This window comes from Neobacillus niacini (assembly GCF_046591715.1).
Classification (GTDB): domain Bacteria; phylum Bacillota; class Bacilli; order Bacillales; family Cytobacillaceae; genus Neobacillus; species Neobacillus niacini_L.
Window position 1 is genome coordinate 285,248 of sequence record NZ_JAWVNQ010000005.1, and the last position, 16,839, is coordinate 302,086.

Annotated in this window: 10 protein-coding genes; 7 read left to right on the top strand and 3 right to left on the bottom strand. The window is 42.6% G+C overall.

The window, feature by feature from the left end:
• Nucleotides 1-9 precede the first annotated feature (9 nt).
• From SFC47_RS15775 to SFC47_RS15785, 3 genes are all read left to right on the top strand, one after another.
• On the top strand, nucleotides 10-993 hold the full coding sequence (locus tag SFC47_RS15775) for a serine hydrolase domain-containing protein (RefSeq protein ID WP_411255285.1): 984 nt from the start codon (nucleotides 10-12) through the stop codon (nucleotides 991-993).
• A gap of 109 nt (nucleotides 994-1,102) precedes the next feature.
• Nucleotides 1,103-2,725: an ABC1 kinase family protein gene (locus SFC47_RS15780; protein ID WP_411255249.1), complete on the top strand. Its 1,623-nt coding sequence runs from the start codon at nucleotides 1,103-1,105 to the stop codon at nucleotides 2,723-2,725.
• Nucleotides 2,726-2,740: 15 nt separating this feature from the next.
• The gene (locus SFC47_RS15785) at nucleotides 2,741-3,271 is read left to right on the top strand and encodes a dihydrofolate reductase family protein (RefSeq protein WP_411255251.1); all 531 of its coding nucleotides are present in this window, start codon (nucleotides 2,741-2,743) and stop codon (nucleotides 3,269-3,271) included.
• A 32-nt stretch (nucleotides 3,272-3,303) separates the two neighbouring features.
• On the opposite strand, the gene SFC47_RS15790 is transcribed toward SFC47_RS15785, so the two are convergent.
• On the bottom strand, nucleotides 3,304-3,642 hold the full coding sequence (locus SFC47_RS15790; RefSeq protein ID WP_411255252.1) for a DUF3889 domain-containing protein: 339 nt from the start codon (nucleotides 3,640-3,642) through the stop codon (nucleotides 3,304-3,306).
• Between the two features lie 562 nt (nucleotides 3,643-4,204).
• Between SFC47_RS15790 and SFC47_RS15795 the strand changes: the two genes are divergently transcribed.
• Entirely contained in the window at nucleotides 4,205-4,855 is a 651-nt protein-coding gene (locus SFC47_RS15795) for a hypothetical protein (RefSeq protein ID WP_411255253.1), read from the top strand.
• Between the two features lie 19 nt (nucleotides 4,856-4,874).
• On the opposite strand, the gene SFC47_RS15800 is transcribed toward SFC47_RS15795, so the two are convergent.
• Nucleotides 4,875-5,183 (bottom strand): putative quinol monooxygenase, encoded by a 309-nt coding sequence (locus SFC47_RS15800; RefSeq protein WP_411255254.1) that lies wholly within the window; start codon nucleotides 5,181-5,183, stop codon nucleotides 4,875-4,877.
• A 154-nt stretch (nucleotides 5,184-5,337) separates the two neighbouring features.
• On the opposite strand from SFC47_RS15800, the gene SFC47_RS15805 reads away from it, so the two are divergent.
• A complete protein-coding gene (locus tag SFC47_RS15805; protein WP_411255255.1) occupies nucleotides 5,338-5,958 on the top strand; it encodes a CBO0543 family protein in 621 nt (206 codons plus the stop codon).
• Nucleotides 5,959-6,852: 894 nt separating this feature from the next.
• Here the strand turns inward: SFC47_RS15805 and SFC47_RS15810 are convergent.
• Nucleotides 6,853-8,085, bottom strand: coding sequence for a C40 family peptidase (locus SFC47_RS15810; RefSeq protein ID WP_411255256.1), 1,233 nt, complete (start codon nucleotides 8,083-8,085; stop codon nucleotides 6,853-6,855).
• A gap of 240 nt (nucleotides 8,086-8,325) precedes the next feature.
• Here SFC47_RS15810 and SFC47_RS15815 point away from each other — a divergent pair, with 240 nt between their 5' ends.
• Entirely contained in the window at nucleotides 8,326-8,928 is a 603-nt protein-coding gene (locus SFC47_RS15815; RefSeq protein WP_411255257.1) for a hypothetical protein, read from the top strand.
• 233 nt (nucleotides 8,929-9,161) lie between these two features.
• On the top strand, nucleotides 9,162-16,667 hold the full coding sequence (locus SFC47_RS15820) for an Ig-like domain-containing protein (protein WP_411255258.1): 7,506 nt from the start codon (nucleotides 9,162-9,164) through the stop codon (nucleotides 16,665-16,667).
• The last annotated feature ends 172 nt before the right edge of the window (nucleotides 16,668-16,839 follow it).

The window sequence follows — 16,839 nt, forward strand, 5'->3', positions numbered from 1 at the left end:
GTGAATGCTATTTTTCAAAAATTAATATCGTATGTTGAGGATATAAAAGAACGTAATCACAGCAGCGGGGCGGCACTTGTGATTATGAAGGATAACCAAATTGTCTTAGAACACTATAGCGGCTATCATTCCAACACAGCTCATGCACGTCCTGTTGATGAAAGCTCTCAATTTAATATTGCTTCAGCTAGAAAAAGTTACTTAGGTTTAGTGATAGCTTATGCTCTATATGAAGGAAAAATTAATAATTTGGATGACCACGCATCCCAATACTTTCATCATATCGACCAGGAGCTGCTGGGAAAAACAACAATCAGACAATTGGTCACCCACTCTCACGGTTTACACCAAAGGGAGGACGGAAGTATTTTTCGCGAGTTTGAGCCTGGTGAAGGTTGGGCGTATAGAGGGATTAACGTTCTGATGATGACGGAGCTGGTAAACAGACTTTATGGAAAAAGTTTTCCCGAACTCCTAGAGGAAAAAGTGTTCGAGCCATTAGGATTGAAGCAAACGGCTTGGCAAACGGAACCACATGAAAAATTGGTTCAGGTCGTAAATGACCCCAGCATGCCTGCATCGTACACCATTGGCCAGACAAAGGATGGAACGGAATCGAACTTGCACACCACAGCCCGTGAACTTGCCTTATGGGGTAACCTGCATTTACATAAAGGGCAGCAAATCGTACCCGAAGAAGTGATTCAATTGGCGACTCAAATTCAAAGTCCACCTTATAAAAATAAAGATTTGCCGCAAAACGGATTGTTCTGGTATGTCCAAGGCACACCAGCGCTGCAGAGTGAAATCGGAGAAAGAGTGCCTAAAGGGTCGTACCAAATACTAGGAATTACCGGGCCAACTCTTCTTGTCATCCCAGAATACAACATCGTCGTCGCAAAAATGTACAATAAACGATACAATTTCGGCGGAAGCAACTACCTTCATTACTTAAGGGAATTTAGTAATTTAGTGAGTGATTTGTTTCGCTGAAAGAATAGGACCGGGGGGACGGTGCTAGTGGTTTTTATGGAAGTGATATCCATTTTTGGGACCACTAGAACCGTCCCCGTGGTCCCGCTGAAAGAAGGAAGGGAATAGGGTGAAAACGAGAAATAAGCTAGTCCGAATGTCAAAGGTGCTTTCACTGGCGTTTGTGGTAGTCATGCAGATTTATTGGTATAAACTCCGTAAAAAACCGAAGAGTGAGTGGGAAAAGCTCTGGGGGGATATTGGCAGACGATATCGAAATACCCTGTTTGAATTAGAGGGCTTACTGATTAAAATAGGGCAGTTTTTGAGCACCCGGGCGGATTTGCTGCCGAAAGCATTTATCAGCCAAATTGAGGACCTGACAGATAAAGTTCCGCCCTCTGACTGGAGTGAGATTGAGAAAATTCTAGAAACCCAGTGGGGAACGACACTCAAGGAAAATTTTCAAACAATCGAAAAAACAGCAATTGCTTCTGCCTCGATTGGTGAAGTGTATAAAGGAGTTTTGAAGGATGGCACAGAGGTCGCGATTAAAGTAAAACGGCCCTATATCGACAGCATTGTTCAAACGGACTTTCGGGTATTAGCGATTATCATATGGTTTCTCGACCATCTCGTTCCGATTCCTAAAGGTTTTATTAACTTTAAAGTCCTCTATCAGGAACTAAAGCAAGTCATTGAACGAGAGCTGGACTATACAATCGAACACGATACGATTTTGTTTTTTAGGGAGCGGTTTAAGGATTTGGATAGTGTCAAAATTCCTTCTGTCTATTCGGAGCTTAGTACACCAAATGTTCTGGTGATGGAGTGGGTAGAGGGGATTCGACTCACCGACGAAGAGGGATTAAAACAGGTTCCAGTCGGCCGAGAGGAGTTGGCTCAAAGATTGATGAAGGTCTTCCTTCCACAGTGGCTGGAGCCAGGAAAGTTTCATGCCGACCCGCATCCCGGGAATATTCTCGTTTCAAAGGAAGGGAAAATCATCTTACTCGACTTTGGAATGATTGGTGAAATCAGCAAGAAAGATGATGCTCAATTTCAAAATCTAATCGAGAGCTTCCTTTCAAAAAATTATTCCAAAGCGGTGGATAGCTTATATCAGCTAGGATTCTTGCTGCCGGAAGCAGATTCTAGGACCATCGAGAAGCTCTTAGCAGAGTTGGTTTCCTTCGACTTCACTCAATTAAAGGAAATGGATATGCTTGCCATTAAAAAGGAGATGATCGACACCATCCAAGCCCTCCCCATTCAGGTTCCGACAAGATTTGTCTTTTTAGGCAGATCCTACGTTACCGTCGAAGGAATTATCTTAAGTCTTGCTCCTGAAAGTGATCTCATGGACTTGGCTAAACCGATTTTCCTTGAGTGGCTGAACAAACAAGGAAATAACAAATGGTCGTTCATCTGGCAGTGGATTCAATCGCAGCCTGTGTTTAAGATCTACCATTCTGTTACAGAATTCCTTAATGCCCCCGAGAGGCTGAAAGATTTAAAGGAACTCGAACAAAGAAGACAATTTCAATTTACGATTTATGAGAATAATAAAAAGCATTTCTTTCAGCTATTCTTCCTTGGTATCATCGGAATGGCGGCAGGTTCCTATACTGACCACTCGCTTATCTTGAATGTGGCAGCGGGGGGAACCATGGTTGCTTTGGCCGGATATTATGTTTGCAGCCGTAAACAGAAGAAATGGATGAAGTATATGCATGAGAAAAGAAGAGAATAGAAAGCAGGTGGAATAATGAGCAATCAAAGCAAGGTGGTATTTTACGGAGCAATCAGTCTGGATGGCTACTTAGCACGTGAGAATCATGCGTTGGATTGGTTATTTGGAACGGAAGGGGAAGAGGAAACAGGCTATCAGGAATTTTATGATAGTGTCGGAACTATTTTGATGGGGCGAAATACGTATGATCAGATCTCTATTTTGTCTCCGGATAGGTTCCCATATGAGGGTAAGCCGTGTTATGTTTTTTCGCGCACCATGCAGGATCATACGGAACATGTAACATTTGTGAATGAAGATATTGTTGGATTTACTCAGTCCTTGAAGAAGCAGGAGGGCAAAAGGATTTGGATGGTGGGCGGGGGAGAAGTGCTGCAGCAGCTTCTGCAGGAAAAAGTTGTCGATGAGTTCATTATTCAAATCGCTCCAGCCATCATCGGCCGTGGAATACCATTGTTTGTGGAAGGGGACCAGGAAAACGAACTCACGCTGGTTGATGTCAGGCGGTACAAGCAATTTGCGGAATTGCATTATCATGTTAAGTGAGTTCATGATTTCTATTGGTCCCATGTTGTTCATTATCTAGTGGTTTCTTGATACGTCACATTTGTGACCTGTTCGGTTTCATTGTTGAATTCAATATTCACATAAACACCGAATTCTTTTTGAGTGTCTTTCATCCAAAATTTGAAGCGCTCAGTCGAGTTTGGCTGTCCTCGAGTTTTTCCAACATAAAGGTAATCAATCACTTTGGCATTTGGATACTTTTCCTTTACCTTATCCATCGCAATCACACTCCACTTTGCGTATGGAGGCGTCGGTTTTTGCGGCTCTGCATGTGCGGAGTGCTCGAAATGTACGGGATTAGCAAGGGTTGAACAAAAAAGTATCGATAAACAGATGATCAGCTTTTTCATGTAATATCCCCCCTTTGTTGTTCTGTTATCATGGCATCCAGCGGGGAAAATTATGTGCCTGATGGAATAAATGAGTCATGAGGCCTATCTGTGAGAGCGAGGTTTGAGTTTGGGCCTCATAGAGTGAGCATGAGGCTCTTATTGAAAAAATGTAATCGGGTTTGGACCTCATAGAGTGAGCATGAGGCTCTTTTTGAAAAAATGTAATTAGGTTTGGGCCTCATAGAGTGAGCATGAGGCTCTTATTGAAAAAATGTAGTTGGGTTTGGGCCTCATAGAGTGAGCATGAGGCTCTTATTGAAAAAATGTAGTTGGGTTTGGGCCTCATAGAGTGAGCATGAGGCTCTTTTTGAAAAAAGGTAATTGGGTTTGGGCTCCATGAAGAACCCATGAGGCCACTTTCCAAAAAAACTAATCAAGTTTTGGCTTCATGAAGAGCTCATGAGACCATTTTCCCAAAAAACTAATCGAGACTTGGCTTCATGAAGAACCCACGAGTCCACTTTCCAAAAAATAAAACCAAACAATGGCTCCATGAAAAATAAAAAGGGGGACAAGCACGATGAAAAAGAAAATCGCCTGCCTGCATGCGCACTATTCAAATATCGACTATATCGAAACAGCTTTTTCTGAGTATGACCTCGAACTAAGCCACTATGTAGACCCGGGTTTAATAATCCGCCTGAAGAACGAACAAGTATCTGAGGCGAAAAGACAAGTAAAGCACCAAATAGACTGGATTGCCCAATCCGGAGTCGATGCAATCCTTATCACCTGTACGAACTATATCGCGTTACTGAACAACCATGAGGTTAATATTCCGATAATCAAAATCGATGAACCGTACTTCGAAGCACTATGCAAGAACCCGGAGACCCAGACAATCCTGTTTACTAACCCTGATACGGTAAAAGGAACGCTGTCCAGGCTCGAACAATACGCAAACCAAAAACCATTAGACATCGAGGTTAAAATAATAGAAAATACCTTTGATTTAATAATGAGCGGGAAAACTGAGGAGTACCAAAATGCCGTTTACCAATACATAAAGCAGCTGTCCAGCAACCGCAGCCTGTCCGTGGCTCAATTATCAATGGTAGCAGCGGCACAGCAGGTAGAGCGTGAGACTTCCAAAACGATTATCAACCCGTTGAAATCTCTAGTTTCATCAATGGCAAATCAATTAAATCTGCAAAAAATCGCGGAACCATGATGGTTCCGCGACACCTAGCCTAGCCAAGACCTTTCCCACCTCGAGGAACAAGAGTCGAGATCCGTTCCATACCCGCAAGAATCGGTTTTGCCTGATGAATCAAATTTTGTGTAGATTCCAGAGTTAGTGAGCCTTGATGGGCGCTCTCACTGCTCCATACCTCATAGACATACACAGAGTCAGCATCATCAGGTGACACGCTTACAAGATATAACTCGCAATCATCTAGATTTTGCAGAGATTCCGCAGCTTCTAAAAGAATACTTGTCAGCTTTTCCCGCTCGCCCTCTTTTGCAATCATCTTTCCGTATATCCCGAATTTCTCCACTGCCATTCCTCCTCTTTACGTTTCATTTTACTTTAATCGACTTAAATGCTGTCTATTAATCATCACCGCAAAATAAAATTTTTTTATTGACAATTTTTTTCCATAAATCTTGGGCAATTTAAGAGGGAAAATACTCTTCAAGGCAGGGGTTCCCATGAGCGCTCAAAGTGAAGCTTTAGATAAATTAATAAAACAACAACAAGAGGGTGCAAAAGAGTGGCTGCACTATTGGCAGGAGTATTCCGCCTTTGATACCTGGCAATTTTGGTTCAATGTCATTATGTTTTTAGCCCCGCTCATCATTCTTCTTTTTACAATCGACTGGAAAAGGGCACTCCAGCTTGGCTTTTTTGGATTTAATATACACGTTTGGTTTGCATATTTTGATGATTTTGGTACCACACAGGCGCTTTGGACGTATCCGCATAAAATGATTCCTTTTGTTGCACACAATCTCGGACTCGACGCCTCACTGGTTCCGGTATCGTTCATTTTGTTGTACCAATGGACGGTTAAACATAAAAAAAATTATTACCTCTATACATTGTTATTAAGTTTGTTTCTTTCATTTGTGTTAAAACCAATCTTTGTGATGCATCATTTATTTAAGTTCAACTCATGGGCTAATTATTTTCACCTGTTCTTAACATATATCGTTATCCTAGTCCTATCAAAGGTGATTACGGACTTCTTTATGTACATGCAAAAAAGGGCAAAAGAGAAAGCAAATCAGGAGGAACCATCAAAGAAGGGCAGGAGAAGAAAGCCTAGATGACTTTTGCTTACCTGCCAAATCAAGCGCTCTATCTGCATAAAAGTTTAGTTTACCTGCCTAATTAACTATTTTACCTGCGAAAACGAATTCCTTACCTGCGAATTCGTTCTTAGAGTGCTGAAAAAGCCAGGCGGGAGCCTGGCTAAGGTAATTAATCTTCCTAAAAATGGATATTCCGGTCGAACTATAGTGAGGATTCAAAAACTAGTGTGGGTTTTTATGTTACCATTTTTATGGAAAATCTTCTTACCTGCAAAAATGAGTGCTCTACCTGCGGATTTGGCATGTTTACCTGCATAGTTCTCACTTTACCTGCAAAAAACCTTAGTTTATCTGCCTAACAAATACCCTACCTCAAACTTGATGCTGAAAAAGCCAGGCGGAGCCTGGCTCAGGCAAAAATCCTCCTGAAAATGGGTATTCTGGTCGAACTTTAGTGAGGATTCAAGAACAAGTGTGGGTTTTCTATTACCATTTTTATGGAAAACCCTCATACCTGCAAAAATGAGTGCTCTGCCTGCGGATTAGATCTGCTTACCTGCAAAAATCTCACTTTACCTGCCTAAACCCTTAGTTTATCTGCCTAACAAATCGCCCACCCCACCTTAAAGCTGAAAAAGCCAGGCGGGAGCCTGGCTCAGGTAATAAATCTTCCTATAATTGGGTATTCTGCTCGATCTTTTGAGTCGATTCTGAATTTAGTGAGGTTATTTCAATTACCATTCTTATAGAAAAATCCCCTACCTGCAGATTTGACATCCTTATCTGCATAGAGCCCCACTTTACCTGCAAAAATCCTTAGCTAACCTGCCTAACAAATCCCGGCTCCGCCCAGCTCCACCCTAACCAACAACAAAAAAACCAGGCACCCAAGCCTGGCTTCTTCCAAGTATCTTAATAGAATCGCTTAAACCCATCAAAATGAGCAGTATAGTAAGGATTGCTTAGGTTAGCAATCGAGACTCCTCGTTTCTCATCGGCATGGATAAATTCGTTGTTGCCTAGGTAGATGCCGAGGTGGGAGATTCCTTTTTTATATGTATTTTCGAAAAAGACGAGGTCGCCTGGTTTTGGCTGGTCGACGTAGTAGGTACGGCTATAGTATCCCGCAGCGGAAAGGCGGCCAATCTTGTAGCCAGCTTTATTTGCAGCATAATAGATAAAGCCGCTGCAATCGAAGCCATTGATCGTGCTGCCGGCCCAAACATATGGTACACCCATAACGCTTTTCGCTGCATTGACAAAGTCAGTTGCAAATTCTCCTGTTTGTGCTGGTGTTTCAGGCGGTTTTACAGCCTCTGCAGCTTTACCCGAAACCTTCAGTTTCTGGCCAACATAGATCATGTCTGATTTCAAACTATTTAGTTCTTTTATCTTTGCTACGGTTGTGTTGAACTTCTGGGAAATTCCACCTAAGGTATCCCCGCTTTTTACTGTATATTGAGTGGTTTCCGCAGGTGCAGGAGCTGGTGCTGGTGCAACAGGCTGAGCTGGTGTTGGAGTCGGAGCTGTTTCAGCTGCCTTTCCATTCACCTTCAATTTCTGCCCAACATAAATCATATCCGACTTCAAACCGTTAAGCTTCTTTAAATCAGCCACACTCATTTTAAACTGTAACCCGATTTTCCCTAGAGTATCACCACTTACAACGGTGTAAAGTGAAGTACTAGAAGCAGGCGGGGCAGCCGGAGCTGGTGCTGGCGCTGGAGTCGGAGCAGTAGTCGCTTTTCCAGAAACCTTTAATGTTTGTCCAACATAAATCATGTCCGATTTCAAACCATTTAGTTTCTTCAATTCAGAAACACTTGTGTTAAATTGCTTAGCGATTTTGCCAAGGTAGTCACCGCTTTTGACTACATATGTAGTAGCAGCACTCGTTGTTGTAGTGGTGACAGTCTTCGCTGCTTCTGCGGCAGCTGAAATCTTCAATTTCTGATTCACCTGAAGAAAATCAGATTTTAAGTTATTCAAACTCTTTAATTCTGAAACAGTAGTTTGGTATTTTTTTGCAATTTCCCAAAGGGAATCTCCCTTTTCGACTGTATGTGTACTGGCGTATGCAGAACCAGCGTACACTGTCGAAAGAAAGGCAGCAGTCGAAACTGCTCGAACAATTGTCTTCTTCATTTACAGACCACCTCTATTATTCTGGTATATTACACATATTCTACCATGAATTTCCTCTAAAACGGTATACAAAGTTGCAAACAAAGACAAAGTAAGACGAAAAAAGGTAGAAAATCAAAGTTTAGTAGAGAAAAACTCGCTTTTTGAATGACAAAATTGTTCTACTCGCAGCACAATTGGAGTTCTTTTTTCGGTCAAAAGGACTATATATAAGTGTACTATTTTCCTAGGAGGGTCATTTTGAAACAATACAAAAGGTATATGAAAAAGTATGGGATGATAACTGCCGCAGTAGTCGTAGTCGTTGGTGCAACTCTATTTCTTGCGTTAAATAAGGATCATAAGGACAAAGTCGATGGCAAGCCTCAAATGACTGCTGGCCGTGGAGAAGTCCAGGTAGACCCGGTAGCGAATAAGGCGAATCCAAAGGTTGGAGAGAATGGAACGCCCACTAGCAAAAGAGCTGCAGAGAGCCAACAAGCTAAACATCAGGAAGAAATCATAGAGGAAATTAAGAAAATGGTTAAACCGGAATGGGAAAAGATGAATCAATTCGCGGACAAAAGGCTTACAGCATTAATGAATGAAATGCAGGAAGAGTATAAGGCTAAGAAAGATAGAAATCTGGATCATGCAAGAATGGAAGGGAAGTATCGGGCCATTTATAACGATTATGAGGAAGATACGAAGGTCATGGTCGATAAAATCATTTCCAATATCCAAAAAGAAGTGGTAGAGAACAATTTGAATAGTAATATTGGCAACGAATATTTGCAGCTGTATAAAATTGAAAAAGAAAAGCGTATAGAAAAAGTAAGTAATGAATTGAAGAAGCTTTCCTAAAACGTAATAGGTTTGCACTCTCAGCACCTTTTGAGAGGCAATCCTTTTTTATTTTCTATGAATTTGCACTCGATAAATACCGTGTAAGTCAAAAGCATTCAATACTATTATATGAAAAATATTATTCCGTGAATTTTTTAAGTACAGGGTTCTAAAATGGGATTATATTCCTATATATAGTAACAAAGGAGGGGATAAGTTGAGTGAAAGAAAAAGAATAAGGGGGGCTATGATTGAGAAAAAGACCGATTTTCGTTAGTGCTTTGTGCCTATTATTAGCCCTTCCAAACGCTGCGTTGGCAAATAGTAATCAGGCACAAACTCCACAATCGATAAAAGTGGAGGCTGGAAAAGAAGTAAACGCAGAAGTGAAAGCTGCCGCTATTACCGCATTAGCAGATGATTTCACAGCACCTACCTTAGTAAATGCAACCGTAGATAAGACATCAGTGGGAGTAGGAGAAAGCATCTCGATTACTGCTGAAGTCACCGATGATCAAAGTGAAGTAACGCGGGTAGTAGCCGTCCTGGTTCATGAAGGTGGATGGAAGTATGTTCCGTTAACACTTGATTCCGAGACAAACGAATGGAAAGGTACATATACTATCGAAGAATATGATCGCAATGGTACCTGGACGATAGAGTTTGATATGTATGATGCTTTAGGGAATTATGATTATAGTGCGGGACCTGATGTGGAAGTAGTGAATCCGAATGGCGGGGACACTGAATTTCCAACATTAGCTAGAGCGACTGTCACTCCTTTAAGTGTAACAGCAAATCAAGAGATTACTATAAAAGCAGAAGTAAATGACAATGTTGGAGTAGGTACAGTTACTGCAACGATTTACAATTTAATTACCACCTATTATGTCGACTTAAACTTGAATCCAGAAACAAATCAGTGGGAAGGCACTCATTCATTCACTGAAGATGATCTGGCGGGTTCCTGGTATTTGGATATTGAGATGTTTGATACCGCAGGGAACTTTGATTATAGTGAAAACCCAATTGAATTAGTGTTATCCAATCCTTTAAGTGATAGCAGTGCTCCAAGGATTGGGGAACCAGTCTTTTCTCCAACCTCTGCCACTGTGGGTGATAATATTCAAATAAAGGTTCCGGTAAGTGATGATAAAACAGGGGTAAATTCTGTTTTTGCTAGTTTCTATCATGCAGACTCTCCGGAAGTAGTTCACACTACAGCCTTTGGTTTTCCTAGTGCAAATCCGGAAGAATGGATCATTGATCTCAACGTTGACTCGAGTTTCCCATCTGGTGCTTGGAACGTTGTGATCTATGCGTCAGATAATGCTGGAAACAGTGGATTCACAGAACATCTCGGTGCCTTTGATGTGGTGAACAATGATGCCGACACTACGCCGCCTGAAATTTCAAATGTTGTTGTGACACCTCAAGGAGATGTCCAGGTGGGTGAAACTGTTACCGTGACAGCAAAGGTAACGGACAATGTAGGAGTAGACAGCGTTACGGCCATTTTTGATAGTCAATTGGCATACGATTCTATAACAATGAATTACGATGAAGCAGCTGGACTGTGGGTTGGAACTTACTCGATCCAAGAAACAACAGCACCAGGTTTCTATGCGGTTTCTGTTAACGCCCTTGATACAGTTTGGAATCCTAACTGGGCAGATGCAGAAGGCGGCTTTACGGTCGTGAACCCTGAAGGTGACTATACGGGCCCCGTTATTTCTGATGTTCAGCTCGATAAGACAGAGGTGAATGCGGGCGACAGTGTGACGATATCTGCAGATGTTGTAGATGCAGACTCAGGCGTAGCGTTTGTAACCGTCAACTATGGCAATAACTTTGATAATATCGATCTGACTTACGACGATACTCTTCAGAAATGGACCGGTACAATTTCTGTTCCAACGAATATTCCTGATGGGGAAGTTGTTGTCATCAATTCGATATATGCAGTTGACATGGCAGGAAATCCTTCGTCATCCTTTGACCTTGGTTCTTTCCTTGTTCACAACCCTGATGGAGATTATACAGCACCGGTACTCGACAGCCTAGACATTACACCTGCAATGGCACGAGTGGATGATGTCATTGAATTTAAAGCAAAAATCACCGATGACAAGAGTGGCGTAAAGGAAGCTTATCTATGGATGGGCAGCCAGCCGGAAATTCAGTTAACCTATGATGAAACTTCTGGTTTATGGATAGGAAGTTATACGGTAAAAGAACATGACGTGTCGGGTGACTATCCAGTTTGGATTGCTGTAGAGGACAATAACGCTAACTACAGCGAATATGATTCTGGAAAAGTTGCAAGTATTGATAATTCAGAGGCTGATGTAACTAAACCTGTTGTCGAAGCAGTAGAAATTTCACCAGCAGAAGCGAACGTAGGCGACTCTGTGAAAATCTCAGCAAAGGTTTCAGATGCACAATCTGGGGTATTTAGTGCATTTGCAAAAGTAACCTCACCGGACGGCGGAAAATCTGAATCGATCACACTTGTGTTAAACACAGATACTAACAAGTGGGAGGGGACATATGAAGTTACGGAATTTGATGTTCCTGGCACTTGGCAGGTAGCTGTAACAGCTTTTGACGTTGCTGGTAACGAAGGAAGCAATGAAGAGGCTTATCAATTCGTGGTCAATAATCCTGATGACGGCGATGAAACGGCACCTTTCGTTGGATCCTTTGTGATGACGCCGGAAATAGCTTGGCCAGGAGAAACAATTCATTTTGAAGCAGAGCTCAGTGATGAAGATTCTGGAGTTAAATCTGCAGTAGTAACTTTGTTTAATAATGAGACTTTTAATACAACAAGCATTGAATTAACAGAAACAGACGGAGTTTGGAGTGATGATTATGTGATCCCTGAATTCATGGGAACAGGCTTCTATTCAGTAACCTTCGATGTCGAGGACAATGCAGGAAATGTGGAGAACCATCTGCCAGCTTACAATCTCCTCATTCTGAATGAAGCACCAGATGAAACAGCACCAACCTTTGAGGGAATCACCATTTCACCTGAAACCGCAGCAGCGGGTGATGAGGTAACCTTTAAGCTGAACTTTAGTGACAGTCAGTCAGGCGTTAAAAATGCTAGATTAATAATGTTTAATCCAGACGACCCAGATTCGTATAATGCTGATGATACGAGAGGCTATCGATATATTGATTTAGCACTGCAAGATAATCAGTGGGTTGGAACGTACACAGTAGCAGAAACTGATCCTGCTGGAGCTTGGACTCTGTCCTACGAGGTAGAGGATAATATCGGAAATGCAGATTCAGCAGCCATTTCTCAAAGTTTAGAAGTGGTAAAAGCACCGGTGGAAGTGCCTGTAAGAGTGAATGAGGTAAATGACAAGGATTCAACTGTAACTGGTCAAACCCAAGCTGGTGCAACTGTAGAAGTAAAAGCTAATGGAACCGTCATTGGCAGTGCTGCAGCTGAAAGCGATGGGAAGTTTGCAGTTACAATCCCAGTTCAAAAAGCGGGAACGGAACTAGAGGTTACCGCAGCAGATGACGCTGGAAATGTAAGTACCATAGCGAAAGTAGTGGTAAAAGATGCAACGGCACCTGAGCAGCCAACTGTAAATCAAGTAACCGAAACAGATACTTCGGTAACAGGAAAAGCAGAAGCAGGTTCTAAGGTTGAAGTAAAAGCAAATGGAAGTGTGATCGGAAGCGGTACAACAGGTGAAGATGGAACGTTTAACGTCACAATCCCAGCTCAAAAAGCGGGAACAGAATTAGACGTTACCGCCGCGGATAATGCAGGGAATGTAAGTGCCGCAGCCAAAGCAGTGGTAAAAGACGTAACTACACCTGATCAGCCAACAGTTAATGAAGTAACAGAAAAAGACACTTCGGTAACTGGAAAAGCAGAAGCAGGTTCTAAAGTAGAGGTAAAAGCAAATGGAACCGTCATTGGCAGTGCAACAGCTGGTAATGATGGCGCGTTTACCGTCACGATTCCAGTTCAAAAGGCTGGAACGGAATTAGAAGTGACTGCTATAGACGGAGCTGGGAATGTAAGCACACCGGTAATAGTGGTAGTAAAAGATGTAACAGCCCCTGATATGCCAACTGTTAACGAAGTAACAGACAAAGATACTTCGGTAACAGGAAAAGCAGAAGCCGGTTCTAAAGTAGAAGTAAAAGTAAATGGAACTATTGTTGGCAGCACTACAGCTGGAGCTGATAGATCGTTTGCCGTCACAATCCCAGTTCAAAAGGCAGGAACGGAATTAGTCGTTACTGCAGCAGATGCCGCTGGAAATGTAAGTGCGGCAGCAAAAGTCGTGGTAAAAGACGTAACCGCGCCTAACCAGCCAACTGTAAGTGATGTAACTGACAAGAGTACTTCCGTAACAGGAACAGCTGAAGCGGGATCTAAAGTAGAAGTAAAAGCAAATGGTTCTGCTATCGGCAGTGGAACAGCTGGAGCCGACGGGAAGTTTACTGTCACCATCCCTGTTCAAAAGGCAGGAACGGAATTAGTTGTTACTGCAACAGATGCCGCTGGAAATGTAAGTGCGGCAGCGAAAGTAGTGGTAAAAGACGTAACCGCGCCTAACCAGCCAACTGTAAGTGATGTAACTGACAAGAGTACTTCAGTAACAGGGACCACTGAGGCAGGATCTAAAGTAGAAGTAAAAGCAAATGGTTCTGCTATCGGCAGTGGAACAGCTGGAGCCGACGGGAAGTTTACTGTCACCATCCCTGTTCAAAAAGCAGGAACAGAATTAACAGTTACGGCTACAGACCAAGCTGGAAATGTAAGTACAACAGCGAAAGTCGTGGTAAAAGACGTAACCGCCCCGAACCAGCCAACTGTAAGTGACGTAACTGACAAGGCTACTTCCGTAACAGGAACAGCTGAAGCAGGATCTAAAGTGGATGTAAAAGCAAATGGTTCTGGTATTGGCAGTGCAACTGCTGGAGCTGACGGGAAGTTTACCGCCACAATCCCTGTTCAAAAGGCAGGAACAGAAATAACAGTTACAGCTACAGACCAAGCTGGAAATGTAAGTACAGTTGTGAAAGTCGTGGTAAAAGACGCAACTGCGCCATCACAGCCAACTGTAAATCAAGTTACTGACACTGATTCTTCTGTAACAGGAAAAGCAGAAGCTGGTTCAAAGGTAGATGTAAAAGCAGCTGGAAAGACCATTGGAAGTGCAACTGCTGGAACTGATGGCACGTTTACCGTCACCATCCCTGTACAAAAAGCAGGAACAGAACTAGAAGTAACGGCTACAGACAATGCTGGAAACGTAAGTGCAGCAGCGAAAGTGGTCGTAAAAGATGCAACCGCATCTGAAAAACCAACTGTTAATGAAGTAACCGACAAGAGTACTTCCGTAACAGGGACAGCAGAAGCCGGTTCTAAAGTAGAAGTAAAAGCTAATGGTTCAACCATTGGCAGTGCAACTGCTGGAACTGATGGGAAGTTCACCGTCACAATCCCTGTTCAAAAAGCAGGAACAGAATTAACGGTTACAGCTACAGACAAAGCTGGAAACGTAAGTCCAGCGGCGAAAGTAGTGGTAAAAGACGTAACGGCACCTAACCAACCATCATCTGTAAGTGAAGTAACTGACAAGAGTACTTCGGTAACAGGAACAGCAGAAGCAGGGTCCAAAGTAGAAGTAAAAGCTAATGGTGCAGCCATTGGCAGTGCAGCTGCTGGAACCGACGGGAAGTTCACCGTAACAATCCCTGTTCAAAAAGCAGGAACAGAATTAACCGTTACAGCCACAGACAAAGCTGGCAATGTGAGTGCAGCCACGAAAGTAGTGGTAAAAGACGTAACAGCACCTAATCAGCCATCTGTAAGTGATGTAACTGACAAGGATACTTCGGTAACTGGAACAACAGAAGCCGGTGCGAAAGTAGAAGTAAAAGCAAATGGTGCAGCCATTGGCACTGCAACGGCAGCTGCAGATGGAAAGTTTACCATCGAAATCCCTGTACAAAAAGCAGGAACAGAATTAGCTGTTACAGCTACAGACAAAGCTGGTAATGTAAGTGCAGCGGCAAAGGTAGTAGTAAAAGACCAAACTCCATCAGAAAAACCAACTGTTAATGATGTAACTGACAAGGATACTTCTGTAACAGGTAAAGCAGAAGCCGGTGCTATAGTTGAAGTAAAAGCGAATGGTTCTATCATTGGCAGTGCAACAGCTGGATCAGATGGAACATTCAACGTCAAAATCCCTGTCCAAAAAGCAGGAACGGAATTAACGATTACGGCTACAGACAAAGCCGGTAATGTAAGTGCGGCAGTGAAAGTCATCGTTAAGGACGTAACACCACCTAATCAGCCGTCTGTAAATCAGGTAACTGACAAGGCTTCTTCTGTATCAGGAAGTGCAGAAGCAGGTTCTAAGGTAGAAGTAAAAGCAAATGGTTCAACCATTGGCAGTGCAACAGCTGGATCAGATGGTAAGTTTACCGTCACAATCCCTGCTCAAAAAGCAGGAACAGAATTAACCGTAACAGCTACAGACAAAGCGGATAATGTAAGTGCAGCAGTGAAAGTAGTGGTTAAAGATGCTACACCGCCAGCCAAACCGACAGTTAATGAAGTAACTGATAAGGATACTTCTGTATCAGGTAAGGCAGAAGCCGGATCCAAAATCGAAGTAAAGGCAAATGGAACAGTCATTGGCAGCGGCACAACAGCTAACAATGGAGAATATACCGTTAAGATCCCAGCTCAAAAAGGCGGCACGAACTTAGTGATTACCGCATCAGATGCAGCGGGTAATGTGAGTCAAGGTACCACGATAACAGTAAAAGGCACCACAACGACTCCAGGAACCTCTAAACTGATCACTTTAGCTGGTGATACGAGATATGAAACAGCCATTAAGGTTTCGCAAACAGGCTGGAAAACAGCGAACAGCGTGCTGTTAGTCAATGCGTTTGCGATAGTCGATGGGTTAACAGCCACTCCATTAGCGTCAGCGAAGGATGCGCCAATTCTCTTAACAGCAGCCGATTCCATTCCACAATCAACACTGAATGAACTCGCACGCTTAAAGACAAAAGAGATTATCCTTATTGGCGGGGAGCTTGTAATTTCTCCTAAGGTTGAAAGCATGCTTAAGCAGAAGGGGTATAAAGTTACTCGAATTGGCGGTCAATCCAGAAAAGATACCTCGCTGTTAATTGCAAAGGAACTTGATAAGCTAGTTGATGTGAGCACGATCTATGTGGCCTATGGATTTGGTGAACCTGATGCGCTATCTATTTCGGCTCAGGCAGGTTTGAAAAAGCAGCCAATCATTCTAACTGACTTAGCAGCTGTCCCAGCTGAGACGTTAGCATGGTTAAAGAATGAACAGCTGACAGATGCATATTTTATCGGTGGTGAAGATGTCGTTGCACCTTCCATCCTTACCCAAATCGATAAGATCACGTCTGCAAATGTTCTGAAGAACCGTATAGCTGGCACAGATCGCCACGAAACGAATGCAAAGGTCTTTAGCAAGTTCTATTCGAATGTAGAATTATCTTCGATTCTGTTAACGAAATCAGAAACCTTGAACTTAGTTGACGCTCTAACAGCAGGTCCATTAGCAGCGAAGCTAGGTGCACCGGTACTTTTGGTTTCAACACCTTGGGGAATTCTACAGTCACAAAGACAAGTGTTGAATGGTAAACATTTCAAAGATGTTTATCAGGTTGGCGGTGGGGTTAACCCAGATGCCGTGAATGATGTTTTGAAGTAAATAATGAAGAAGAATGGAGCCCCGCTTTTAATTAAGTGGGGTTCTGTTTTGGCCTCTGCAATAAGTCTGTTCGCAATATAAAATTCAGGAATTAAAAGATTACACTCAGTTTATATTATTAACAAATTCTTTACGTAAAATGACAAAGATTTACAAAACCTTAATATTAAGT

What these genes read in the sequence shown, in the direction of transcription:
- SFC47_RS15810 (WP_411255256.1), bottom strand. Translation starts at nt 8,085, where the DNA reads ATGAAGAAGACAATTGTTCGAGCAGTTTCGACTGCTGCCTTTCTTTCG.
- SFC47_RS15805 (WP_411255255.1), top strand. Translation starts at nt 5,338, where the DNA reads ATGAGCGCTCAAAGTGAAGCTTTAGATAAATTAATAAAACAACAACAA.
- SFC47_RS15790 (WP_411255252.1), bottom strand. Translation starts at nt 3,642, where the DNA reads ATGAAAAAGCTGATCATCTGTTTATCGATACTTTTTTGTTCAACCCTT.
- SFC47_RS15795 (WP_411255253.1), top strand. Translation starts at nt 4,205, where the DNA reads ATGAAAAAGAAAATCGCCTGCCTGCATGCGCACTATTCAAATATCGAC.
- SFC47_RS15785 (WP_411255251.1), top strand. Translation starts at nt 2,741, where the DNA reads ATGAGCAATCAAAGCAAGGTGGTATTTTACGGAGCAATCAGTCTGGAT.